27 protein-coding genes and 1 other RNA gene are annotated in these 20,475 nt (G+C 43.3%); 15 read left to right on the forward strand and 13 right to left on the reverse strand.

Annotated features, from left to right (window positions below):
- Window positions 1-72 precede the first annotated feature (72 nt).
- Both hisI and KDW99_RS08685 read right to left on the reverse strand, forming a co-directional pair.
- A complete protein-coding gene (gene hisI, locus KDW99_RS08680; RefSeq protein ID WP_255828905.1) occupies window positions 73-477 on the reverse strand; it encodes a phosphoribosyl-AMP cyclohydrolase in 405 nt (134 codons plus the stop codon).
- Window positions 474-1,355, reverse strand: coding sequence for a 6-carboxytetrahydropterin synthase (locus tag KDW99_RS08685; RefSeq protein WP_255828906.1), 882 nt, complete (start codon window positions 1,353-1,355; stop codon window positions 474-476). Before KDW99_RS08685 ends, hisI begins: the two co-directional genes overlap by 4 nt.
- A 221-nt stretch (window positions 1,356-1,576) precedes the next feature.
- Here KDW99_RS08685 and ffs point away from each other — a divergent pair.
- Window positions 1,577-1,673: signal recognition particle sRNA small type (gene ffs, locus KDW99_RS08690), an RNA gene on the forward strand.
- Between the two features lie 548 nt (window positions 1,674-2,221).
- On the forward strand, window positions 2,222-2,872 hold the full coding sequence (locus tag KDW99_RS08695; protein ID WP_255828907.1) for a hypothetical protein: 651 nt from the start codon (window positions 2,222-2,224) through the stop codon (window positions 2,870-2,872).
- Between the two features lie 185 nt (window positions 2,873-3,057).
- Here KDW99_RS08695 and KDW99_RS08700 read toward each other — a convergent pair whose 3' ends face one another.
- Window positions 3,058-3,234 carry a hypothetical protein gene (locus tag KDW99_RS08700; RefSeq protein ID WP_255828908.1) on the reverse strand — a complete coding sequence of 59 codons (177 nt, stop codon included), beginning with the start codon at window positions 3,232-3,234 and terminating at the stop codon, window positions 3,058-3,060.
- Between the two features lie 365 nt (window positions 3,235-3,599).
- On the opposite strand from KDW99_RS08700, the gene proV reads away from it, so the two are divergent.
- The 7 genes from proV (at window position 3,600) to KDW99_RS08735 (ending at window position 9,604) form a co-directional block, all read left to right on the forward strand.
- Window positions 3,600-4,796: a glycine betaine/L-proline ABC transporter ATP-binding protein ProV gene (gene proV, locus KDW99_RS08705; protein WP_255828909.1), complete on the forward strand. Its 1,197-nt coding sequence runs from the start codon at window positions 3,600-3,602 to the stop codon at window positions 4,794-4,796.
- Window positions 4,793-5,857, forward strand: a complete 1,065-nt coding sequence (proW, locus tag KDW99_RS08710; protein WP_255828910.1) for a glycine betaine/L-proline ABC transporter permease ProW — start codon at window positions 4,793-4,795, stop codon at window positions 5,855-5,857. Before proV ends, proW begins: the two co-directional genes overlap by 4 nt.
- Window positions 5,858-5,901: 44 nt before the next feature.
- Window positions 5,902-6,888 carry a glycine betaine/L-proline ABC transporter substrate-binding protein ProX gene (gene proX / locus KDW99_RS08715; RefSeq protein ID WP_255828911.1) on the forward strand — a complete coding sequence of 329 codons (987 nt, stop codon included), beginning with the start codon at window positions 5,902-5,904 and terminating at the stop codon, window positions 6,886-6,888.
- A gap of 223 nt (window positions 6,889-7,111) precedes the next feature.
- Window positions 7,112-7,558: a translesion error-prone DNA polymerase V autoproteolytic subunit gene (umuD, locus tag KDW99_RS08720; RefSeq protein WP_255828912.1), complete on the forward strand. Its 447-nt coding sequence runs from the start codon at window positions 7,112-7,114 to the stop codon at window positions 7,556-7,558.
- The gene (umuC, locus tag KDW99_RS08725) at window positions 7,558-8,829 is read left to right on the forward strand and encodes a translesion error-prone DNA polymerase V subunit UmuC (RefSeq protein WP_255828914.1); all 1,272 of its coding nucleotides are present in this window, start codon (window positions 7,558-7,560) and stop codon (window positions 8,827-8,829) included. The genes umuD and umuC overlap by 1 nt, the downstream gene beginning before the upstream one ends.
- Window positions 8,830-8,883: 54 nt before the next feature.
- The gene (locus tag KDW99_RS08730; protein WP_255828915.1) at window positions 8,884-9,165 is read left to right on the forward strand and encodes a hypothetical protein; all 282 of its coding nucleotides are present in this window, start codon (window positions 8,884-8,886) and stop codon (window positions 9,163-9,165) included.
- A 94-nt stretch (window positions 9,166-9,259) separates the two neighbouring features.
- Window positions 9,260-9,604: a type II toxin-antitoxin system RelE/ParE family toxin gene (locus tag KDW99_RS08735; protein ID WP_255828916.1), complete on the forward strand. Its 345-nt coding sequence runs from the start codon at window positions 9,260-9,262 to the stop codon at window positions 9,602-9,604.
- Between the two features lie 19 nt (window positions 9,605-9,623).
- Here the strand turns inward: KDW99_RS08735 and KDW99_RS08740 are convergent, their stop codons facing one another.
- Both KDW99_RS08740 and KDW99_RS08745 read right to left on the reverse strand, forming a co-directional pair.
- The gene (locus tag KDW99_RS08740) at window positions 9,624-9,953 is read right to left on the reverse strand and encodes a helix-turn-helix domain-containing protein (RefSeq protein WP_255828917.1); all 330 of its coding nucleotides are present in this window, start codon (window positions 9,951-9,953) and stop codon (window positions 9,624-9,626) included.
- A gap of 206 nt (window positions 9,954-10,159) precedes the next feature.
- On the reverse strand, window positions 10,160-10,528 hold the full coding sequence (locus KDW99_RS08745) for a methionine-R-sulfoxide reductase (protein ID WP_255828918.1): 369 nt from the start codon (window positions 10,526-10,528) through the stop codon (window positions 10,160-10,162).
- 204 nt (window positions 10,529-10,732) lie between these two features.
- On the opposite strand from KDW99_RS08745, the gene KDW99_RS08750 reads away from it, so the two are divergent.
- Entirely contained in the window at window positions 10,733-10,882 is a 150-nt protein-coding gene (locus KDW99_RS08750) for a hypothetical protein (protein WP_255828919.1), read from the forward strand.
- Here KDW99_RS08750 and tal read toward each other — a convergent pair.
- A complete protein-coding gene (gene tal, locus KDW99_RS08755) occupies window positions 10,872-11,822 on the reverse strand; it encodes a transaldolase (RefSeq protein ID WP_255828920.1) in 951 nt (316 codons plus the stop codon). The genes KDW99_RS08750 and tal overlap by 11 nt on opposite strands.
- A gap of 5 nt (window positions 11,823-11,827) precedes the next feature.
- Window positions 11,828-12,865, reverse strand: coding sequence for a tRNA dihydrouridine(20/20a) synthase DusA (gene dusA / locus KDW99_RS08760; RefSeq protein ID WP_255828921.1), 1,038 nt, complete (start codon window positions 12,863-12,865; stop codon window positions 11,828-11,830).
- A gap of 154 nt (window positions 12,866-13,019) precedes the next feature.
- Here dusA and KDW99_RS08765 point away from each other — a divergent pair, with 154 nt between their 5' ends.
- Window positions 13,020-14,162: a site-specific integrase gene (locus KDW99_RS08765; RefSeq protein ID WP_255828922.1), complete on the forward strand. Its 1,143-nt coding sequence runs from the start codon at window positions 13,020-13,022 to the stop codon at window positions 14,160-14,162.
- Here KDW99_RS08765 and KDW99_RS08770 read toward each other — a convergent pair.
- The 6 genes from KDW99_RS08770 to KDW99_RS08800 all read right to left on the reverse strand — a co-directional run bounded on the left by KDW99_RS08770 (window position 14,149) and on the right by KDW99_RS08800 (window position 17,400).
- Window positions 14,149-14,511, reverse strand: a complete 363-nt coding sequence (locus tag KDW99_RS08770; protein WP_255828923.1) for a pyocin activator PrtN family protein — start codon at window positions 14,509-14,511, stop codon at window positions 14,149-14,151. The genes KDW99_RS08765 and KDW99_RS08770 overlap by 14 nt on opposite strands.
- Window positions 14,512-14,522: 11 nt before the next feature.
- Window positions 14,523-14,987 carry a hypothetical protein gene (locus KDW99_RS08775; RefSeq protein ID WP_255828924.1) on the reverse strand — a complete coding sequence of 155 codons (465 nt, stop codon included), beginning with the start codon at window positions 14,985-14,987 and terminating at the stop codon, window positions 14,523-14,525.
- Window positions 14,988-15,002: 15 nt separating this feature from the next.
- On the reverse strand, window positions 15,003-15,308 hold the full coding sequence (csrA, locus tag KDW99_RS08780) for a carbon storage regulator CsrA (RefSeq protein ID WP_370646887.1): 306 nt from the start codon (window positions 15,306-15,308) through the stop codon (window positions 15,003-15,005).
- Between the two features lie 129 nt (window positions 15,309-15,437).
- Window positions 15,438-15,893 (reverse strand): hypothetical protein, encoded by a 456-nt coding sequence (locus KDW99_RS08790; RefSeq protein WP_255828925.1) that lies wholly within the window; start codon window positions 15,891-15,893, stop codon window positions 15,438-15,440.
- A complete protein-coding gene (locus KDW99_RS08795) occupies window positions 15,886-16,734 on the reverse strand; it encodes a hypothetical protein (protein WP_255828926.1) in 849 nt (282 codons plus the stop codon). The genes KDW99_RS08790 and KDW99_RS08795 overlap by 8 nt, the downstream gene beginning before the upstream one ends.
- Window positions 16,735-16,755: 21 nt before the next feature.
- Window positions 16,756-17,400, reverse strand: coding sequence for a LexA family protein (locus tag KDW99_RS08800; RefSeq protein ID WP_255828927.1), 645 nt, complete (start codon window positions 17,398-17,400; stop codon window positions 16,756-16,758).
- 105 nt (window positions 17,401-17,505) lie between these two features.
- On the opposite strand from KDW99_RS08800, the gene KDW99_RS08805 reads away from it, so the two are divergent.
- The 4 genes from KDW99_RS08805 to KDW99_RS08820 are packed head-to-tail and all read left to right on the forward strand — an operon-like array spanning window position 17,506 to window position 20,473.
- Window positions 17,506-17,691: a Cro/CI family transcriptional regulator gene (locus tag KDW99_RS08805; RefSeq protein WP_255828928.1), complete on the forward strand. Its 186-nt coding sequence runs from the start codon at window positions 17,506-17,508 to the stop codon at window positions 17,689-17,691.
- 47 nt (window positions 17,692-17,738) lie between these two features.
- The gene (locus KDW99_RS08810; RefSeq protein WP_255828929.1) at window positions 17,739-18,188 is read left to right on the forward strand and encodes a phage regulatory CII family protein; all 450 of its coding nucleotides are present in this window, start codon (window positions 17,739-17,741) and stop codon (window positions 18,186-18,188) included.
- Window positions 18,189-18,191: 3 nt separating this feature from the next.
- Window positions 18,192-19,733 carry a DNA cytosine methyltransferase gene (locus tag KDW99_RS08815; RefSeq protein WP_255828930.1) on the forward strand — a complete coding sequence of 514 codons (1,542 nt, stop codon included), beginning with the start codon at window positions 18,192-18,194 and terminating at the stop codon, window positions 19,731-19,733.
- Entirely contained in the window at window positions 19,730-20,473 is a 744-nt protein-coding gene (locus KDW99_RS08820; RefSeq protein ID WP_255828931.1) for a helix-turn-helix domain-containing protein, read from the forward strand. Before KDW99_RS08815 ends, KDW99_RS08820 begins: the two co-directional genes overlap by 4 nt.
- The last annotated feature ends 2 nt before the right edge of the window (window positions 20,474-20,475 follow it).

Raw genomic sequence — 20,475 nt, forward strand, 5'->3', positions numbered from 1 at the left:
ATGGGAGCAAAGGTACAGAAGTAATTTGAATTTACGCACCGATATAGTGCGCAAATTGCGAGAAAGAGTGATCTATTGTGGTGCGGATTTTATAACCACTTCATTTCCTTCGACGGTGAAGAAAAAGCAGTCACGACGGTTAGTATGGCAAGCTGGGCCTTTTTGATCTACTTGGATAAGTATTGCATCGCCATCGCAATCAAACGACATAGACACTAATGTTTGGCGGTGCCCCGAGCTTTCGCCTTTACGCCAATAAGTTTGGCGTGAGCGAGACCAGTAACACACTTGGCCTGTTTCTAAGGTTTCACGAATGGATTTCTCGTTCATGTACGCCAACATCAAGACTTCACCAGTATCATGTTGTTGTGCAATAGCGGCGATCAAGCCATGTTCGTCTGTTTTTAGGTTAGCTAATACCGTGTCTAAAGAGAGTGTTTCACCTTTGGCGAGGTTCTCGTATTCTTTTAAGCTCATATTCTTGCCTTAAGTTTTTCTGAAATTGCGCCCTTACCAATGCCCTCAAAACCGTGGGCTTCTATATGCACACCTGGATTCTCTTCTGCTAATACATCGGCAATGTGTGCAGAAAGGGATTCAACCGTCGTATCACAATCCAGTATGTAAACTTGATTGCTGTCGATTTTTAGCTCAAACAAACCTTGCTGGCTGGTGTAGCTGAAAAAATGATAGTTCACGCCATTTTCTGTGACTTCATTCTGCAAGTCTTCTTGAGTGCCTAAATAAATGTCTTCCCAACGCTTTGCCCAATCGTGTTCCATTGCCGCATTTCGTGTGCCATCGGCGTAAATCTCAACCGTAGAACGATGTCCATGAGCAATACGTTGACAATTACCTGCATGCTTCTTTAAACCATGGCTGTATTGATATTGCGCGCCTGTGATGTGCTCTGGAGTAAAGTGCACGCTAACCGCTTCTAATTCCGCAGGCAGCAGATTGAGAATTTGCGACTCAACCCATTTAGCCACCGCTTCTGGCGTGATTTCTGTCATTGGCAATACACAAATTGCCTGAGTCGGTGCATCACACTGAAATACACGCTTGTCGCTAGAGATTTCTTTGCTGTGGTCAAAATGAAATGACACGCGGTCATTTGCTAATGGTGTGACTGCTGATCCACTGTGCTCAGCAGGAATTGCCAGCATGTGATCAATGTGGTCATCGAGCCATTTCTTGATTTGTTTTTTAACGATGCTGAAATCACAAATCATGCTTTCATCGTTTAACTTGCCGGTCAGAACAATGTCTGTCTGCCAGCTTTCACCCAACAAACCACGTGTGGCATCAAAGTAGGAAAAATCTACATGGGTTAGGTTTTTAACAAATAGCTTCAACTCGCTACTCCTATGATTCTTAATGGCGCGTATCTTACCGTAAATAGAAGCCGCGTTATAGCGCGATACTAAGAAGCAAAAGAGTAGAGGATGAGTTGAAAAGGGCAGTGATAAGCGGCAATTGATAAGTATTTGAAAATACATAAGAAAGGCGGTTGATATTTCGATTTGGCTGCGTATAATTGCGCCCCAAGGTCAACAAGCCTCCTTTATGGTGTCTCTGCTGGTCCCCTCGCAACGATAAACCGTTAATCTGGTCAGGTCCGGAAGGAAGCAGCCACAGCGGTGGACTTGTGTGCCGAGGTGCGGCTGGTAGAGATGCCACCTTAATCTCCCCAAAGTTCTAAACTCTCCTTTTTTACACCAATACTTATTTCAATCTTTTTGTTTTTCTATAAACATTTTCACGATGTACATTCACGTCTTGAAATGCTGTCACACCGACTCGAACTTGCCCCTCGCTGCTGAACATAAACAACATCACTTGTAGGGCACGATAAGCGAAGCGTAATCTGCCGTGAAAGCGCAGCTTTCTTTTGTGGGTGCAAACCATTCTTCATCTGCCCCTAATAGATTTCGTCGTCGCTCCCCCAAAAGAACTTATCGACCTAATTCATACCATCCGCATGTACCAGGCTCAAATCGCCCAACTTCGAATACCCGACTGGGTAAATGACAACGTCGATCACATGAAGTGCTGCTTTGTAGACTTCTAAGCAAGAGGTAACTAAAGCCTATTTAAGTTGCCTTTAGTTATTGTTTTCATTGAGATAAAAGGATAATTTTGAAGTGTTTTTTATTGGAAGCACGTTCTTTAACTATATATTGGATATAGCAAAAGAGTAGGCGATAGCATGGAGTTATATATGAAACCAAAGGGAATTGTTTTGTTAGTTTTATCATTATTGGTGATGTTCTGTACTGTGTATTATGGAGCTGCATATTATGATAAATACTTGGCTTCAAAGATGGCAGGTGAGTTGCTTGATACCATTAAAGAAGAGGCTAGAGAGAGCTATCCAGACGAATTAGAAATGGCGGCGATGAAAAAAGTTGCTATAAGTCGTTCAGAAGACGATTTAAATAATCAAAAAACTTTTGAAGATAAGCGTAAAAAAGCAGCAGATATCTTTTTTGGTTTCTATTTGATAAATGTTAAGTCTAGAGTTGAGTACTGTCTAGATTTGGGCGTTAATATCGCTCCATTTTCAAGCTTATTTAAAAAATCGAATTGGAATGAATATCTAATAGCTAAAGAGGCCCGTGCATATAATTCATCAGATATTGAGGAGCTTTATCAACTGTTGGAGCCTCAGATGATGGAGGTTGTGGGGGTAGACATGAAGGGCATCGCTTCAGAAAATGGATTGTCAGTTACTGAAAGTTGCCAGTTATTTGTGGATTATGCGCCACGAGTTGTAAGTCAAATGCACATATCTGCTATGAATCCGGCCGTTTATAAAGCTTTGACTTACAACGTTAAAAATGACTTAGAAATTTTAAAAGAGACAAAATAAACACCTTAATTCTTTTCAAACTTAATTACCCAAGCCCATCTTTGATGGGCTTTTTCGTTTATGTTCTTCTATTTTATAAGGCGTAATCATGCGCCAAAAGATGCTGCTCGGTGGCTTTGTCTTTTCGCTCCACGAAGGCGCGTCTTACGAAAGGCTGCATTTTTGAGTCAGATGAAAAATAGCGCCTAAGCTTCCTCTGCTCCAAACAACTCAATGAATAAAAACACCTTCCCACGCCCAGAGAGCACTGCCATAGCCGCTATTTCCTTCAAGGCTTTCAGCTGCATAACAACACCATCAAATCCATATAAATCGATCCTGTCGTCGCTTTGCTTAAGTGTCATTTCAAAGCGACATACCAAGCTTTACTCCTTAAAAATTTCAGAATAATGGTGGGCAATTTTGGTGCAAACGACTAATCAGTGATCCATCGCTTTGCATTTTTTATTACAGCTCTATATATCAATATTTTGGGGTGTGTTCTTTGAAGAAAGCTTTATGTGTGTTTTCTGGTCTTTTTTGCATGAATATAAGCAAAAAAAACGCAAATCATAGGTGTTTTCTGATTGCTATATGGGGTGCGCTTAGCGTTGGCAAGGTTATTGAATATTAAATAAACCGTAAACATTTAGACTTGTAAACAATAAAGATAGTCTCTATGCTAAATAAACGTTAAGTCGTTCTTTGATAACGATTTACGCATTATGTTTCACAACAGAGAGCCGCTATGGTTACAAAACTCGAAGTTAAGAACCTATACAAGATTTTTGGCGAGCATCCGAAAAAAGCATTGAAGATGCTAGACAAAGGTATAAACAAAGACGAAATTTTTAAAAAGACGGGTCAGACTGTTGGTGTGAAGAATGCCAGTTTGGCGATTAAAGAGGGTGAAATATTTGTTGTAATGGGGCTCTCTGGTTCAGGTAAATCCACACTTGTTCGCTTATTAAACCGTCTTATTGAACCTACCCAAGGCCAAGTGTTAATTGATGGCCATGACATTACAAAAGTGGATGACAAGGCATTACGCGATATTCGACGCAGCAAAATTAGTATGGTCTTCCAGTCCTTTGCGTTAATGCCTCACATGAATGTGCTTGATAATACAGCTTTTGGTTTAGAGCTTTCTGGTGTCGACGTAAAAGAACGTCACGAAAAAGCACGTGACGCATTGGCTCAAGTTGGTTTGGAATCGCACGCAAACAGTTATCCTGATGAATTGTCTGGCGGCATGCAGCAGCGTGTTGGTTTGGCCAGAGCGTTAACCAATGACCCTGATATTCTACTTATGGATGAGGCATTTTCAGCCCTCGATCCTCTTATTCGAACAGAAATGCAGGATGAATTGGTCCGTTTGCAGTCTGAGCAACAGCGCACGGTAGTGTTTATTTCCCATGACCTTGATGAAGCCATGCGAATAGGCGATCGAATTGCCATCATGCAGGGCGGTGAAGTTGTTCAGGTCGGAACGCCCGATGATATTTTGCATAACCCAGCCAATGATTATGTCCGTTCCTTCTTTAAAGGCGTTGATGTTAGTAATGTTTTCTGCGCTAGAGATATTGCTTCTAGATCTAGCCTCACTCTCATTAAGAAAGATTCTAGTGAGGGGCTTATAACTGGTTTGAAATTATTAAATGAAAATGAGCGTGACTATGGTTATGTGATTGATAAAAGCCAGCGCTTCTTAGGAGTGGTATCTGCTATTTCACTGCAAGATGTGATTAAGAATAAGCAGACGCTTGCTGAGGCTATTATTAATGATGTGGAGGCTATTTCGGCTGATACGTCGATCAGGGACATTATTTCGATCGTTGCTCACTCCCCCTGTGCTGTACCAGTTGTTGACGACCAGCAAAAGTACGTAGGTGTTGTCAGTAAAGCGCGTTTACTAGAAACATTGGATAGGGAGGCTACCGCATGAGTACTGAATCAAATCCATGGACAACCGCGCCGGATGATACTGGGGCCGCGGAATCAACGGCTAGTAATCCTTGGGGTGGGGCTGCGTCAACGCAAGGTTCAGATGCTGCATCCATGTCTGCCAGTGGTACACCTGTTGAGCAAACTGACTTTAGTTTACTTCATCCTTTCCAAGATGTTTGGATTCCGCTTGATCACTGGATCGAAAGTGGCGTCGGTTGGGTGGTGACGAACTTTCGTCCCTTTTTTACAGCTGTCAAAGCCCCTGTAGACGCGACGCTGACTGCAGTCGATAGTGCATTTAATGCCGCTCCGCCGCTTTTTGTTATTGCTTTGTTTGGTTTAATTGCTTGGCAATTATCTGGGAAGCGCCTAGCAATAGGTTCTGTTATAGGCTTGTTTGTGCTTGGTGCTATTGGTGCTTGGCAAGAGTCCATGACGACCTTGGCTTTGGTTGTAACGTCCGTGTTGTTTTGTATTGTATTGGGTATTCCTACGGGGATTGCGATGGCGCGTAGTGATCGTGCTGCAAAAGTGATTCGCCCGATCTTGGATATTATGCAAACGACACCCGCTTTCGTGTATTTGGTCCCAATCGTTATGCTCTTTGGTATTGGTAATGTGCCTGGGGTTATTGTGACCATTATTTTTGCGGTCGCGCCGGTTATTCGTTTAACAAACCTTGGTATTCGACAAGTACCCAGTGACTTAATAGAGGCGGCGAACTCGTTTGGTGCGGATAAGAAACAGATGTTGTTCAAGGTTCAATTACCACTTGCTATGCCGACTATTATGGCTGGCGTTAACCAAACGTTAATGTTGGGCTTATCCATGGTGGTTATTGCATCAATGATTTCCGTTGGTGGATTAGGTTTGATGGTACTGCGAGGGATCGGTCGATTAGACATTGGTCTCGCGACTATTGGTGGTATCGGTATTGTCATTCTCGCGGTTATTTTAGATCGCATGACGCAGTCGCTTGGTCAAGATGCTCGTCAGCGTGGTACGCGCCATTGGTATGAAACCGGACCAATTGGCTTATTACTTGCGTTTAAAAAATGAAAATCAAAACGGTTACAAAAAACTCATTCAAAGGAGATGTTCCAATGAAAAAGGTAATTACACTAACTTCACTTGCCACACTGTTTAGCGGTGCTGTCTTAGCCGATGGTCACTTGCCAGGCGAGGGTGTAAAAGTCACAGCAGTACAAAGCCCAATCGCAGAAGAAACGTTTCAGACTGTTGTTGTTAACAAAGCGCTAGAAAAATTAGGCTACGATGTGCAGCCAATTAAAGAAGTAGACTACAGTGCTGGCTATACGTCTGTTGCTAATGGCGATACGCAGTTTCTTGCAGTGAACTGGTACCCACTTCATAACTCTATGTACAAAAACGCGGGTGGAGATGACAAATTTTTTCGCGGCGGTAATTACATAGATGGAGCGGCACAAGGTTATTTGATTGATAAAAAAACCGCTGATAAATATGATATTACTAATATCGACGATTTCAAAGATCCGAAAATTGCCGCTTTATTTGATACTAATGGAGACGGTACCGCTGACTTAACTGGTTGTCAGGCTGGTTGGGGTTGTGAGGGTGTTATTGAACATCAGCTAGATGCGTTCGGATTGCGTGATAAAATCACTCATAATCAGGGTCAATACGCGGCCATTATTTCTGACACCATTGCTCGTTTCAATGAAGGTGAGTCGATCTTTTATTACACTTGGACGCCATACTGGGTATCTGGCAAGCTTGTTCCCGGTCGTGACGTTGTATGGTTAGAAGTGCCTTATTCTTCTAATCCAAATGGTACTGATACGGCTCTACCGAATGGCAAAAACTACGGTTTTGATATCAATAGTGAACGAATTGTCGCGAATAAAGCGTTTGTTGAAGCAAACCCAGCGGCTAAAAAATTATTCGAGATCATGAAACTACCGATTAATGCAGTGAGTGCCGAGAATATGCTGATTGCTGATGGTGAAGATTCTCAGCGTGATATTGCTATTCATGCGGATAATTGGATTAGTGCCAATCAATCGACGTTTGATGGCTGGATTTCAGCTGCCAAGAAAGCGGCGAAATAAAGACACTTTGCTAGTCAGGCTTTGACTCTTCTAAACCATAGAAGAGTCGTACCTTAATGCTAGTCACTTAAAAGGATGCTGTATTTATACAGTGTCCTTTTTTATTTTTTAAAATTGGTAATTTATAACTAGACAGCTTTTCTTGCTTGTAACAAAAATTCACTTGGTCATTTGTGTTGCTTAAAACTATACTGTATATCCATACAGTATTTTGGTGTTTATCATGCGTGTGACTTATCTTGGTGTGTCTGAGTCGGCGGCGTTTATCGCGGCCAATAGTGTGCGAATCCCGCTTTATGTGGATTCTGTGTCGGCGGGTTTTCCTTCTCCCGCTCAGGACTTTGTTGAAAAATCCTTAGATTTAAATGAGTTCTGTGTGGCCCATCCGAACGCCACGTTTTACGTGCGTGCTCAGGGTGATTCTATGATAGAGGCGGGCATTTATTCGGGTGATGTCTTGGTGGTGGATCGTTCGTTAACGGCTCGTCATGGAGACATCGTCATCGCCTGCATTCATGGGGAAATGACGGTGAAGACGTTAGAGTTGAAGCCCAATGTGTTACTTCGTCCGAAGAATAAAGCCTACAAAGCGATTCAGATTACCGAAGAGTCCGAGCTGGAGATCTTCGGTGTGGTGATGGGCGTGGTTCGTAAGTATGAGCGCAGTTGATGAAGACGGTCTTTGCCTTGGTCGATTGCAATAACTTTTACGCCAGTTGCGAGAAGCTGTTTCGGCCAGATTTAAAGCATACGCCTGTTGCTGTGTTGTCGAATAATGACGGCTGTATTGTGGCGCGTTCCAAAGAGGTAAAGGCGCTGGGTATTAAGATGGGCGTGCCGATGTTTCAGGTGCAGGACGAGATAAGAAAGTTCGGCATTGTGTGCTTTTCGTCGAACTATGCACTGTATGCGGATATGTCTAATCGGGTGATGTCGATCTTAGAAGAGGAAGCGCCACGGTTGGAAGTGTATTCCATCGATGAAGCCTTTATGGACTTAACGGGCATTGATCATGTGACGGATTTACTGGCGTTTGGCAAACAAGTAAAAGCCAAGGTCGATAAGTGGACGGGCATTACGGTAGGTGTTGGCATCGCGCCAACCAAGACGCTGGCGAAGTTGGCCAACCATGCGGCGAAGAAATATCCAGCGACTGGCTCGGTGGTGGATTTAATGGACCCAGAGCGACAAAGGCGCTTGTTGGCTTTGTTGGATGTAAGTGATGTTTGGGGCGTTGGTCGTCGTACTACGACAAAGCTAAAGGCGAGGGGGATCAGCACAGCGTTGGATCTGGCGAATGCCGATCCTAAATCCATTCGTAGTGAGTTTTCTGTGGTGTTGGAGCGAACCATTCGAGAATTGAATGGGGTATCGTGCTTGGATTTAGAGTTAGTCAGGCCAACAAAGCAGCAGATTATTTGCAGTCGGTCATTTGGTCATAAAGTGACAGAAAAGCGTGAACTACGGGAGGCTATTGCTAAGTACACGACCAGAGCTGCCGAGAAACTACGTGGCGAAAAACGCCTTTGCCGTGTGGTTAGTGTGTTTATTCGTACCAGTCCTTTTATTCCTAACGAACCGCAGTACGCGAAAACCCTTTCCGCTGAACTCCCCAACCCAAGCGACGACACTCGAGACTTATTGGAAGTGGCGGAGGTGTTGTTTCACCGACTTTGGCGTGACGGTTTTCGTTATATGAAAGCGGGTGTGATGCTTGCCGATTTTTACGAGCATAACGCCTTTCAGCAAGATTTGCTTCGAGCGGATAGTACGAAAGTAAACTCCAAAGCGCTTATGAGTGTAGTCGATCAAATAAACCACAGCGGTCTCGGTAATGTGTTTTTTGCCTCGCAAGGCGTCTCACCTCAATGGTCAATGAAACGCGAACACTTATCGCCAGGGTACACGACTAGGTGGGATGAACTACCCAAGGTTTGGTGAGTAAGGAAGGTTGTTGCATATTCGATCGCATTTTTTAAGTTAAGGGATAGCATAGTGACTAGTAAGGAGTTATTGGGTTTTGTTTCTACAAACTTAATGGAGTTGTTAGGTTTTGCTGCCTCCAATTCAATAGCGTTGCTGAGCCTATTGGTTGCTGTGTTGGTTTGGTGGCAAAGCCGAAAAGATGCAAAGTTGGCAAAAGAAACAGCTAAATTTACAAAAAAAGCCACTGAGGAAGCTGCAAAGCTGACAAAAGATACAGCAGTGATGTCTGTAAAACCTTATTTATCTATAGCCACATATAGAGCCCCATCAAAAATATATAGCAACTATTGAAAAAATGGGCTCGGGCCGGCCGTTATTGATGGTTTTAGGGTCTATTAAGATTATTGGAAAAGGATTTCATAAAAAGCGTTAGGGAGGAAATTGCGTGAAAGGTTTTAGGTTTGTAAATGCTGCTGCGAAACGTGAGTTTGGTAAGTTGCCAAAAGACGTGCAATTGCTTTTTGCGACGAGTTTAAATGCAGTGGCTCAAGAGCAAGATCCCTTAGTTGATTTTAAGCATATTGCGAGTAGCGTTGGAAAAGGGGCGGTAGAGCTTATAGAGAATGGCAGTCCTGCGTATCGGGCTGTTTATTGCGCAAAGTTTGGAAACACAATATTTTTACTGCACTCCTTTGTGAAAACGACAAATGGTGTCGACAAAAAGGCTATGAATACGGCTAAACAGCGTTATAAAGTTATGATGGATATTGTCAAAAAAGAAAGGCTGTGATTTTCTATTTTTAATTGGATTATACTTCGTTTAGCGACCGTGTAGTGCATTCGAAAATGGGCGTTCGATCGTCCTTTAGTTTAAAGGTTGGTTTGATCGTATAGCCAATTTTTGCTAGAAAGCCAATAAGTTTATCGGAAGAGAATTTATCTACCTTTCCTCTTGATAGCTCACTTACTCTAGGCTGAGAGATTTCTAATTTAGCCATGATGTCTGATTGTGTCCAATTTTTTGATTGGAAGTAATTTTTCAGTACAAGCATCATATCTGCACGAAATTCGAGGTCTGCAGACTCTGCTGGATCATCGGTAATCGCATCAAAAATATTTGTATATTGTAATTCTTCCATGGCATTGTCGCTCATTGTTACTGGATTAAATTTTTATACGTGATTTAGTATAAATGATGGCTCATACATACATATAGGTCAAGATATATTGTGGTAGCTTAATATTCTTTGTTTGGGCTATGTTGCAATTTAAAAAAACTTAGCCAGAAAAGCAAAAAAAACCGCCCAGAAGACGGTTTTATTGTTTAGTGCTTTGGGCTAAGCAATCAGCCTTGGCTAACGAACTTCATAGAGATGGAGTTGACGCAGTGGCGGATGTTGTTTTCAGTGAGTCTTTCACCTTCAAATACATGCCCTAGGTGGCCTTCGCAGTTGGCACAGACGATTTCTACGCGTCGACCGTCGGCATCGGGGACACGTTTTACCGCATTAGGGATCTCATCGTCAAAGCTTGGCCAGCCGCAATGAGAAATGAATTTGTGCTCTGAAGTATAAAGGGGGGCGTCACATTGGCGACAAACATAGAGGCCGCCTTCCATTTTGTCTGTGTATTCTCCGGTAAAGGGACGCTCTGTGCCTTTATCAAGAATGACACTGGCTTCTGCAGGGGTCAGCTTGTTGTATGGTTTGTTCATAAGGCTTGTTCTCCTGTCACTATGATGGACGTTATCGATATAAAGTATGTCATGTCTTATCGTTGCAGAGTATGACAATAAATTGCACGGTGAGTTCGTAGGAGAAAATATTTGGTATGTGAATTAATTATATCAATTGTATATTCAGTTTGAGGTGGGGAGGGATTGAATTATGGGCTTTAGTGTAAGCCTAAAGCGCGATCTATGTCGCATTTTAGGCTTGTATTATGGCATTATAAAGCACCTAAAGCACCTAAAGCACCTAAAGCACCTAAAGCACCTAAAGCACCTAAAGCACCTAAAGCACCTAAAGCACCTAAAGCACCTAAAGCACCTAAAGCACCTAAAGCATAGACGCCAAAGTGACTTCTAGTTTAGCCTGGTCCGCTGCGAAGTTACGAATGCCTTCAGACAGTTTTTCAGTGGCCATGGCGTCTTCGTTCATTGCCCAACGGAATGCAGTTTCTGTGATTGCTGCAGGAGCTGGTTTCACATCTGTCGTTGGCACCAATTTACGCTCAAGTTTGCCTTCGTCTTTTTTCAATTCTTCAAGCAGGTTAGGACTAATAGTCAAACGGTCACAGCCAGCAAGTTGCTCGATTTCGCCGATATTACGGAAGCTCGCGCCCATCACAACAGTGTTGTAACCGTGCTGTTTGTAGTAGTTGTAGATTTCAGTCACAGAAACCACACCTGGATCAGTCTCAGCTGTGTATTCTTGACCAGTAGATTTTTTGTACCAATCAAGAATACGGCCAACGAATGGAGAGATCAGGTAAACGCCCGCTTCAGCACACGCTTGTGCTTGAGCGAAAGAGAATAGCAACGTCAAGTTACAGTTGATGCCTTCTTTTTCTAGCTCTTCTGCGGCTTTAATACCTTCCCAAGTAGACGCAGCTTTGATAAGAACGCGGTCACGAGACACGCCAGCTTCTTCATAAAGCGCAATCAATTTGCGCGCTTTTGCTAGCGTTGCTTCCTTATCAAAAGACAAACGTGCATCAACCTCAGTAGAAATACGTCCTGGTACATATTTTAGAATTTCAGTACCAACAATAACGGCAAGCTTGTCACCAGCGTCTAAAATTTGCTGATCTTTGTCGTTACTTTGTGTTTTTGCCCAAGCAATCGCTTGATCAAGGAAAGGGGCATACTCTGGAATTTGTGCCGCTTTAAGCATCAAAGATGGGTTAGTTGTCGCATCTTGTGGTAAAAAATCTTTGATTGCCGTGATATCACCGGTGTCGGCCACAATGGTCGTGAACTCTTTTAATTGAGATAACTTATTGCTCATTGCTCTTATCCTTTGCGTTGATGATTTTTGACCAATTCAATGGCCTCTAATAATACATTTACCTTTGCGTCAGCTTTGTGACCATTTTCAGATAGGTAGCGACGGAACTGTTTGCCGCCGGCTTCGCCCTGAAAAATACCCAAAATATGTCGGGTGAGGTGCATCAAGCGTTCGCCTTCTTCCAGCTTGCGTTCAACATATGGAACGAAAGCGTCTAGTGCCTCGTAGCGATCATGAACCAAGGCCTGACCGCCAAATAATACTTCGTCGACTTGGCTTAAAATCCAAGGATTGTGATAAGCCTCGCGGCCAACCATCACACCATCGACGTGCACTAATTGTTCTTCGCATTCTTCTAGTGTTTTTATGCCACCGTTTAGAATGATTTCAAGGTCAGGGAAATCTTTCTTCAACTGATGCACATAATGATATTTTAACGGTGGAACTTCACGATTCTCTTTTGGACTCAAGCCTTCCAAAATTGCATTACGAGCATGGACAATAAAGGTCGTCACGCCAGTTGTCGCCACATCGCCGACAAAATCCCGCACCACGCTGTAATCTTCTTGGTCGTCTAAACCAATGCGGTGTTTGATCGTCACCGGAATATCGCAGTTATCCTGCATCGCGCGCATGGCATCTTTTACCTTATCAGGGTAAGCCATCAAACATGCACCGATTAAACTGTTTTGTACTCTGTCGCTTGGGCAACCCACATTAAGGTTAACCTCATCAAAGTCAGCTTGCTGCGCCATTTTTGCGCATTTTCCCAAGGCAATCGCGTCAGATCCACCTAATTGCAAGGCAATAGGGTGCTCGCAACCATCATGACGTAAGAATCTTTCAGGATGATTACCTTGCAGCAACGCGCCCGTCGTCACCATCTCGGTATAAAGCAGCGTATTTTTGCTAAGTGTTCTAGCGAAAACCCGGTAATCGGATGTAGTCCAGTCCATCATGGGTGCAATGGAAAAGCGTCTATCCACTGTATCCTTTGATTTTGCTGGCTTAGCGCCTATAATATCTGTGATTTTATTTAGCATTTATATGGTCATTTTGGGTTAAAATATGGCGTTTTAGGTGGTACGGTGCTAACAAAGTGCTGAAAATTATTTTTTAGCACTGGTGTTTTAATCGCCAAATAATGCACTTAAAAAGTAATAGCTCAATTATGTCATAAAATTACAGGTTCATGGTATGGCTAGTTACAGGAAACGACAAAAGAAAGATGGAACTTTCGTGGTTTATGCTCAAATCCGCATTAAAAAATTAGGGCAAGTTGTCTTTAGTGAAAGCGAGACCTTCGAGGGGCGTAATGCTCAGAAAAATGCTGAGATATGGGCAAATGCCCGCGAAGCCGAAGTTAAGCGCAAACTAGATAGTGGCAAGTCACTTGTTCAACTTTCAGTTGCTGAGGGTATGGCGCGTTATGTGTTTGAGCATGAAGATGCACCAAATCCATTAGGCAGAACCAAGCGTGGCACCATGTTGCTGATGAGTAAGGAGCCTTTTTTAAAAGGTGTTCTTTTATCTGAAATGACTTCGGCAGATTTAATGAAGTATCTTCGCAAGCGTTACCATGAAGATGGTGCTAAGCCTGCCACGGTGAATCAAGATATATGTTTTATTCGAGTGTTGGCAAAGTACGCTAGGGTTGCTTGGTCTGTTCCTATCGACCTACAAGAGATAGAAGACGCCTTAGAATTAGGCGGAAGGATGGGCATTATTGATCGTTCAGCCGCTAGAACACGTCGACCTTCGCTTGATGAACTGAGTGATATTTGTGCTTACAAACATAGAGAGAAAAATGGACAGGGAAGAAATACGCCTTTTTCAACCCCCCTAGATGATATTGTTCTGTTTGCTATTTTTTCTACTCGACGCCTTGGTGAAATATGCCGCATTGAATGGCCTGATATTGATTTTGAAAAAGCTCAAGTCGAAATTAAAGACATGAAACACCCTCGAAAAAAGAAGGGCAACAACATGACGCTGCATTTACCTGGTCGCGTTATGGAGCTAATAAAGCGCCAGCCTAAAATAGACGGGGAGTTAAGAATATTTCCTTATGCAGAACGTACCATAGGGGCAGCATTTCAAAGGGCTTGCAAAGCAGCAAATATCGAAGATTTAACCTTTCATGATTTGCGCCATGAAGGTGTGAGTCACTTATTTGAACTTGGCTATTCAATTCCACAAGTAAGCATGATTTCGGGGCATCGCTCTTGGAGCAATTTATCGAGATATACGCATTTAAGTAAATTAGAGCAGTTTGATAAATACGCGGACTTTGAACCAGTGAAGGACCTTGGAGAGGCCGGCTTGGTTAAGCCGATATAGCCTCTCGCTGAGTGCGTCGGCCACGTCGCAGTGGCCCAGATTGCTCTACCGTTTGTTTCTTTGGTTCTTTGATCATGACAGGCGCTCTACCGCTTAGTAGTAGAGCTCTTTCTTTCGCTTCTTGTCTTGCTATGTCTATTGCTTCCGCTAAGTCTTCCAAATGGACGAGATACGGGCTTTTCTGAGATTGAGCCATTCTGAATGCGGGTATCATTAGTTCACCTGCATTCGCTGCTTTGTTGGCTTCGGCCAGTGTTTTGAAGTTGGTGTAGTGCAACACATCTTCAAGCTTTACCGTTGCTCGTCCTTCAAATTCTGCCATTAGTAAAAATAGTGTTTTTGAACTCATCATCCTTCTCCTTAAGCGGCTTGTTGTTTGTCTTTAAGTACTGACATGGCAAGTTCAAAGCCGTGGTAACCATGGGCGAAAACGCTTCTTTGCTGCGTGTCTAGCTCGCCGTGTTGGTTGTATGGGTTGCGCCAGTGTTTTGGGTTGGCGTATTTGGCTAGGGCTTCCAGTAGCTTGCTGTTGTCTACTTCTGCACGCTCTGCCAGTAAGTCGCTGATTCGTGAGAAAGAGGTGTTGAGCTGGTTTTCTAGTTCTTTCACCGTGCGTTCTAGCTGTTCGTTTTTGCTTTTGACGCGGTAGTTTTCCCCAGCGGCACGGGCTAAGTTGTCACGCATGCTGTCTGGCATTGATGCGATGCAAACAAGTAGCTCGTATCCTTCTATAGCTGCGACCAATTCACCCACGGTAATTGGGTTGCTGTTGCCGTCGTGTCCTGCGACTTGGTCGCTGTTCCAGCTTATTGACTCTGTGTTCATGGTGACCTCCTTGCCTTACGCGTTGGCCGTTGCTTGTTGGGCTTTCTCTGCTTGGATGACGTTGTAGATCTCTTCGCGATGGACGTTGATGTCTTTTGGTGCTTCGATGCCTAAACGCACTTGCATTCCTTTAATTCTTAGAGGTGTCACGCTGATGTCTTTGCCAATGTTGATGGGTTCACCCACTTTACGAGTGACGACAAGGAGTTCTGGTGTAGCGGTACGAACGCGGATTAGGTTGCCCTTGATGCTGGAAATGGTGACTTTGATGGTGTCGCCAATGTAGATGGCTTCTTGTGGTCTGCGAGTTAGAATTAACATGATTCCTATCCTTTGGTTTGTTTATTTAAGTTTGCTTAAGTCGTAACTTAGTAAAACTTAAGTTTAATGTCAAACAAATTTAGTAAAACTTAAATCATTTGTTCTGAAAAGCTATCGATGTCGTGAGGTTTACTTGTCGGATGGGATATCGTATTCGACGATAATGAGTACGCCTTTAGCTATATCGTAGAGCACTAAAAGGGCATAGATGAATATTGCAGTAGTTATTGAGTTTAGTAACAGGGGAAGATTGTCAATTTGTTTGATTACTTCTGAGCTTTTGGCAGCAAGCACAATAGTCGCCGCAATTATAAGTCCAATTTGTTCTTGTATGCTGATAAGCATGCTTTTTTTGGTGTTTTTAAAAAACTCGTCACCGCCATGTTTATCAATCAGGTCTCTAATTTTTGAGAGGATAATGCCCATAGTTGTGGCATTTATTGCAAGTAGAGCAACCAGAATCGTGACTAGATTATTTTTAAAAAACTCTTGAAGAAAGCTTGTTTTGAGCCATATACCAGACAACTCTAAGAGAAACCCTAGAGCTAAAGAAATTAATGCTGTTTTAAGAATATCCTTAATCATTTATTAACTCTTTTAGAGCGTTAATAACATTAGCTTCATTCCCTTCGATTTCAAGACCTTCTAGGCTTACTTCTCTAACCGTATCTGAGGTGCTAAGTGTTTTTTTAAGTCCAGTTACGTTGATCTTAATATTACCGCCACCTTTGCTATGATAGTCGACTAGACCGCTAAGCATAGGATTGTCTTTTTCTAGTAGAAGAGCTGAATCTTTGTCTGCTTCAAATTTTAGCTTGCTCTTAGTCGCATTTGTTGCCTTTGAGAAAGATTTAATATCTTCGCTAAGGCTTTTTGACATGCTAGCCATGTTAGGAGTTATAAATTCAAACTCCACGTTTGTAACTTTTCCTTCATGTCTTTTTAGAAGAGACCAAAACTCGTTACTTTCAAAAAGCGGTTCAAATTCAGAGACCAATTGGCGTGTAGCTAACCTTTTGTTAATGTGTGTTGTCAATAGATTAACGGCATATATACATTTTTTGAATGCTTTACGCCTTTTTTGAACTGCTATTAATTGTCTATCTGGATGGTTCCAAATCACGACTAAAGTCGAAGGCCAGTCATCCAAAACCTCTCCTTTAAAGTCTTCTGTTTCACGTTCAATTTGCCTAGATCTGGCTAATTTTAGAATCATGAAATCTTCATCACAATATAGTGACTTTATTTTGATATTTTTTAGTGAGGGTTTGTCGGAGACTACGGAAAGAAGGCTCTGAAAAAAGAATTCATTTTTTCTTGCGATTAACTCCTCAACAGACATTAACTCGTTGAGCCAATCTACTTGTGGGGCAAACCGATTTTTAGGGAGTAATTGAAATCTGAAAAGCTCGAATATTATGGACATTATTCATCCCTGAATTTATTTTTAAAATTTATATTTTGACTCGGTCACTACACCTACGATTCTACAATTGCCATTGATCGCAAGGGGGTTATAGCTTTGATTTAGTGGCTTTAGATATTTTTGGCCAGCATCAATCACTAGTTTTTTGAAGGTGACTTCATCGGTACCATCGAGCTTAGCTACGACTAAACTTCCATTCTCTGCAGGTATGTTGGGGTTTACTAGTATCAAACTCCCTTCAGGAACACTAATGCCACTCTGAGCAGTCATGCTATCACCAATGACTTTAAGCCAAAAAGCATTTTCTTCTACTGAAGATGGGGCTTCTTCCCATTGAATTTCATCACCGAGTGCTTGGTAATCTATAGCTTCTGTCCAAGCGCCAGCTTGTACATGGCTTATAACAGGTAGCTTTTTCATTTTTTGCTGAATAGGCGGAGCGATGACGTTGCTTTCATGCACTGAGTCAACCCCTGATATCAACCAGTTGGCTTGTGTTTTTAGTGTCTGGGCCAGCTTATATAAATTTTCCCCCTTCGGTGCTGTTGTGTCGCTTTCCCATTGAGAAACCGTGACGTGAGAAACCCCAACTAATTTTGATAGCTGCAATTGAGTGATGTTTTGCTCATTACGCTTTTCGCGAATTCGTAATCCTAAGGTCTTCATGTAAGGAATCCTAAATTATTTATATAAGTAATCTTAAGTTATCTTGACTTAAGTTTTCCTAAGACATTAAACTTAGGAAAACCTAAATAGCGGATTGAACGAAACATGCTCAAACAACGATTGATTGATCACTTTGGTAGCGGGACGAAACTTGCTGAGTTTTTAAAAATTTCACAAAGCTCTGTCTCCCAATGGGGCGATGTGATCCCCGAGAAACAAGCCCTCCGAATCGAAAAGCTGACCAATGGCGCATTGAAGTACGACCCAGCGCTTTATACCAAACCAGCTTAGCGAACGTTTTTGAATCAAAACACGTTTAATTATTCCAGGAGAAAACAATGGATCACAGCGATCACATTGACCAAGCCATTTACGACACGGTGCATAACTCGGATCTTTCCGCGAAGCAAATTGCGCCTTTACTTGGGACTGGTCATCAAGTCTTGCTCAACAAGGCAAACCCCCAGTCTGAAACGCACAAAATGACTTTGCGTGAAGCCGTGGCAATCCAGTTGGTAACTGGCAATCATGCCATCTATCGGGCTATGGGCATGGAGCTAAGCATTAAGGCGAAGCAAGCCGCGCCACTGGGTATTTTGGAATCGGTGTTGAAGGCCGGTAAAGAGCATGGCGATGTATTGACGGTGATTCATAAATCCATGGAAGACGGCAGGTTATCCATGCGTGAGCAAGAGCAATGCCAGCGCGAAATCACAGAAGCCATCGAAGCGCTGATGGATCTTCGTGAAGCCGTGCTTGAACACAGCAAGAAACAGATTAAGGGGTGAGTCATGACGACTGAAACGATAACGCACTTTCATTTTTGCTGTGGCCTTGGTGCCGGTGCAAAAGGATTTAACCAAGCGAACCCAAAGGTTGGTAATTTAGAAGGTAAGTTTGAATGCCTGGGTGGCATTGATGTTGAGCCTTCGGCTATTCGAGACTTCAAAACATTAACAGGTGTGGATGGTACTTTGATGGATTTGTTTACTCGTGATCAGTACACCCGTTTTCATGGCAAAGAACCTTGTAAAGACTGGAAAGAAGCCACGCCTGCCGACATTCGAAAGGCTGCAAAGAACCAAACGCCAAATGTGGTGTTTATTAGCTCTCCGTGTAAAGGAGCAAGTGGCTTGCTGTCTCAGCAAAAGTCGGTAACGCCTAAGTATCAGGCTCTTAATGAACTGACGCTTCGTTGTGTGTGGCTAATGATTGAAGCATGGAAAGATGACCCTGTTGATCTGATTGTTTTTGAAAACGTGCCGCGTTTGGCGACTCGTGGCCGTCACTTGTTAGATCAAATCAATCAGCTGCTTTCTTTTGCAGGCTATGCCGTTTCTGAAACAACCCATGATTGTGGTGATATTGGTGGTTTGGCTCAAAGCCGTAAGCGTTTTTTATTGGTCGCTCGTCATATTGAAAAAGTACCGCCTTTTTTATACCAACCAACCTATAAAGGCTTAAGAAGTGTGGGTTCTGTTCTGGATCGCATGCCATTGCCAGGAGACAAGCACGGTGGCGCGATGCATCGAGTCCCGCGTCTTCAATGGAAAACATGGGTAAGACTAGCGTTTGTTGAAGCTGGCAAAGATTGGCGAAGCCTTGAGCGCCTAGCAATGGAAGACGGTCACTTGCGTGATTACGTAATCATGCCAGAACACCGAAATGGCTATATGGGTGTAAATGACTGGAATGAATCCATGGGCACCGTTGCTGGAAAGAGCAAACCGACCAACGGGAATTTTTCGGTTGCTGATCCTCGTGGCAATGGCTTCGCGAGTAAATATGCCGTAACGCATTTTGATCGATCTTCAGGAACTGTTATTGCGGGAAGTACAACGGGACAGGGTGCTTTTGCGGTGGCTGATCCTCGCCCTGGTATGAAGCGTCAGAAAGGAGACAGTTATTACGGCGGTGGTCATTATGGTGTCATTCCTTGGGATAGTTCATGCGGCGCGGTTTCGGCGGCTGCCTCTCATGATAATGGCCGCTGGTCTGTTGCCGACCCTCGCTTACCTAAAGCGACTGAAAAATGCCTTGCTGTCATTCGCTCTTTAGACGGTACATGGCACCGACCTTTTACCACTCTAGAGCTTGCCGCTCTTCAATCACTTATTGAGCCAGAAGAGTACCTAGAACTTGATGGATTGAATGATGAAGCATGGCGTGAACGTATTGGAAATGCGGTTCCTCCCTCGGCAGCAAAAGCGATTGCCGAAGTCATGGGTACCACCATTTTATTGGCTAGATCAGGCGAGACCTTTTTGCTTTCCAATGCACCTGTTTGGGTTAAACCAATGGCGATAGCGTTGAGTATTGGAGACATCCAATGAGTATGGAATTGATGGTCAAGGCTATGAAAACGAAGGTGGGTAATCCTCTTCGTAAATTGGTCTTGTTGAAACTTGCAGATAACGCGAATGATCAAGGCGAGTGCTGGCCAAGCTATCAGTACATTGCGGATCAGTGTGAAATAAGCAAACGCACGGCGATGAATCACATTGATACGTTGATAGAAGCGGGCTATCTCTCGAAGAAAGTGCGTAAGGGCGTGAAAGGCAATTCGTCTAACGTCTATGTGCTGAATTTCGACGCAAAGCCAGCAAACAATGGGGGTGCAAATCCTGCACCCCCTAGTGCAGGAGATTCACTAGGTAGTGCAAATGCTGCACCCCCTAGTGCAAATGCTGCACCAGGGGGTAGTGCAAATGCTGCACCCGGAATCAGTCACTCTCTTGAATCAGTCAATGAATCAGTCAATGAATCTTTGGTCGAATCTCCCAAACCCAAAAAAACAAAACGTGCTTCTGGCGTTCCCGATGAGTTCTTGGTCGATCAGCGAATGCTCGATTGGCTGGCGCAGAATCAAATCACGAACGATTGGCGGATCGAGACGAATAAGTTTTTAGATTATCACCGAGCGAAGGGCTCGAAGATGCTTGATTGGATCGCGGCTTGGAGGTTGTGGATGCGAAATTCCATGAAGTTTGCCGCACAGCGACCGACGCCGCCAGCCGTGGCCAAGCAGCAAGTTAGCGACAGCTTGACAGACATTCACGACACAGATTGGTAGGA

This window comes from Marinomonas rhizomae, from assembly GCF_024397855.1.
GTDB lineage: Bacteria > Pseudomonadota > Gammaproteobacteria > Pseudomonadales > Marinomonadaceae > Marinomonas > Marinomonas rhizomae_A.

Excerpts from the sequence above, each read along its gene's own strand:
- hisI (WP_255828905.1), bottom strand. The coding sequence starts at position 477 with ATGAGCTTAAAAGAATACGAGAACCTCGCCAAAGGTGAAACACTCTCT.
- KDW99_RS08695 (WP_255828907.1), top strand. The coding sequence starts at position 2,222 with ATGAAACCAAAGGGAATTGTTTTGTTAGTTTTATCATTATTGGTGATG.
- proV (WP_255828909.1), top strand. The coding sequence starts at position 3,600 with ATGGTTACAAAACTCGAAGTTAAGAACCTATACAAGATTTTTGGCGAG.
- proW (WP_255828910.1), top strand. The coding sequence starts at position 4,793 with ATGAGTACTGAATCAAATCCATGGACAACCGCGCCGGATGATACTGGG.
- proX (WP_255828911.1), top strand. The coding sequence starts at position 5,902 with ATGAAAAAGGTAATTACACTAACTTCACTTGCCACACTGTTTAGCGGT.
- umuD (WP_255828912.1), top strand. The coding sequence starts at position 7,112 with ATGCGTGTGACTTATCTTGGTGTGTCTGAGTCGGCGGCGTTTATCGCG.
- umuC (WP_255828914.1), top strand. The coding sequence starts at position 7,558 with ATGAAGACGGTCTTTGCCTTGGTCGATTGCAATAACTTTTACGCCAGT.
- KDW99_RS08740 (WP_255828917.1), bottom strand. The coding sequence starts at position 9,953 with ATGGAAGAATTACAATATACAAATATTTTTGATGCGATTACCGATGAT.
- KDW99_RS08745 (WP_255828918.1), bottom strand. The coding sequence starts at position 10,528 with ATGAACAAACCATACAACAAGCTGACCCCTGCAGAAGCCAGTGTCATT.
- KDW99_RS08750 (WP_255828919.1), top strand. The coding sequence starts at position 10,733 with ATGTCGCATTTTAGGCTTGTATTATGGCATTATAAAGCACCTAAAGCA.
- tal (WP_255828920.1), bottom strand. The coding sequence starts at position 11,822 with ATGAGCAATAAGTTATCTCAATTAAAAGAGTTCACGACCATTGTGGCC.
- dusA (WP_255828921.1), bottom strand. The coding sequence starts at position 12,865 with ATGCTAAATAAAATCACAGATATTATAGGCGCTAAGCCAGCAAAATCA.
- KDW99_RS08765 (WP_255828922.1), top strand. The coding sequence starts at position 13,020 with ATGGCTAGTTACAGGAAACGACAAAAGAAAGATGGAACTTTCGTGGTT.
- KDW99_RS08770 (WP_255828923.1), bottom strand. The coding sequence starts at position 14,511 with ATGAGTTCAAAAACACTATTTTTACTAATGGCAGAATTTGAAGGACGA.
- KDW99_RS08775 (WP_255828924.1), bottom strand. The coding sequence starts at position 14,987 with ATGAACACAGAGTCAATAAGCTGGAACAGCGACCAAGTCGCAGGACAC.
- csrA (WP_370646887.1), bottom strand. The coding sequence starts at position 15,308 with ATGTTAATTCTAACTCGCAGACCACAAGAAGCCATCTACATTGGCGAC.
- KDW99_RS08790 (WP_255828925.1), bottom strand. The coding sequence starts at position 15,893 with ATGATTAAGGATATTCTTAAAACAGCATTAATTTCTTTAGCTCTAGGG.
- KDW99_RS08795 (WP_255828926.1), bottom strand. The coding sequence starts at position 16,734 with ATGTCCATAATATTCGAGCTTTTCAGATTTCAATTACTCCCTAAAAAT.
- KDW99_RS08800 (WP_255828927.1), bottom strand. The coding sequence starts at position 17,400 with ATGAAGACCTTAGGATTACGAATTCGCGAAAAGCGTAATGAGCAAAAC.
- KDW99_RS08805 (WP_255828928.1), top strand. The coding sequence starts at position 17,506 with ATGCTCAAACAACGATTGATTGATCACTTTGGTAGCGGGACGAAACTT.
- KDW99_RS08810 (WP_255828929.1), top strand. The coding sequence starts at position 17,739 with ATGGATCACAGCGATCACATTGACCAAGCCATTTACGACACGGTGCAT.
- KDW99_RS08815 (WP_255828930.1), top strand. The coding sequence starts at position 18,192 with ATGACGACTGAAACGATAACGCACTTTCATTTTTGCTGTGGCCTTGGT.
- KDW99_RS08820 (WP_255828931.1), top strand. The coding sequence starts at position 19,730 with ATGAGTATGGAATTGATGGTCAAGGCTATGAAAACGAAGGTGGGTAAT.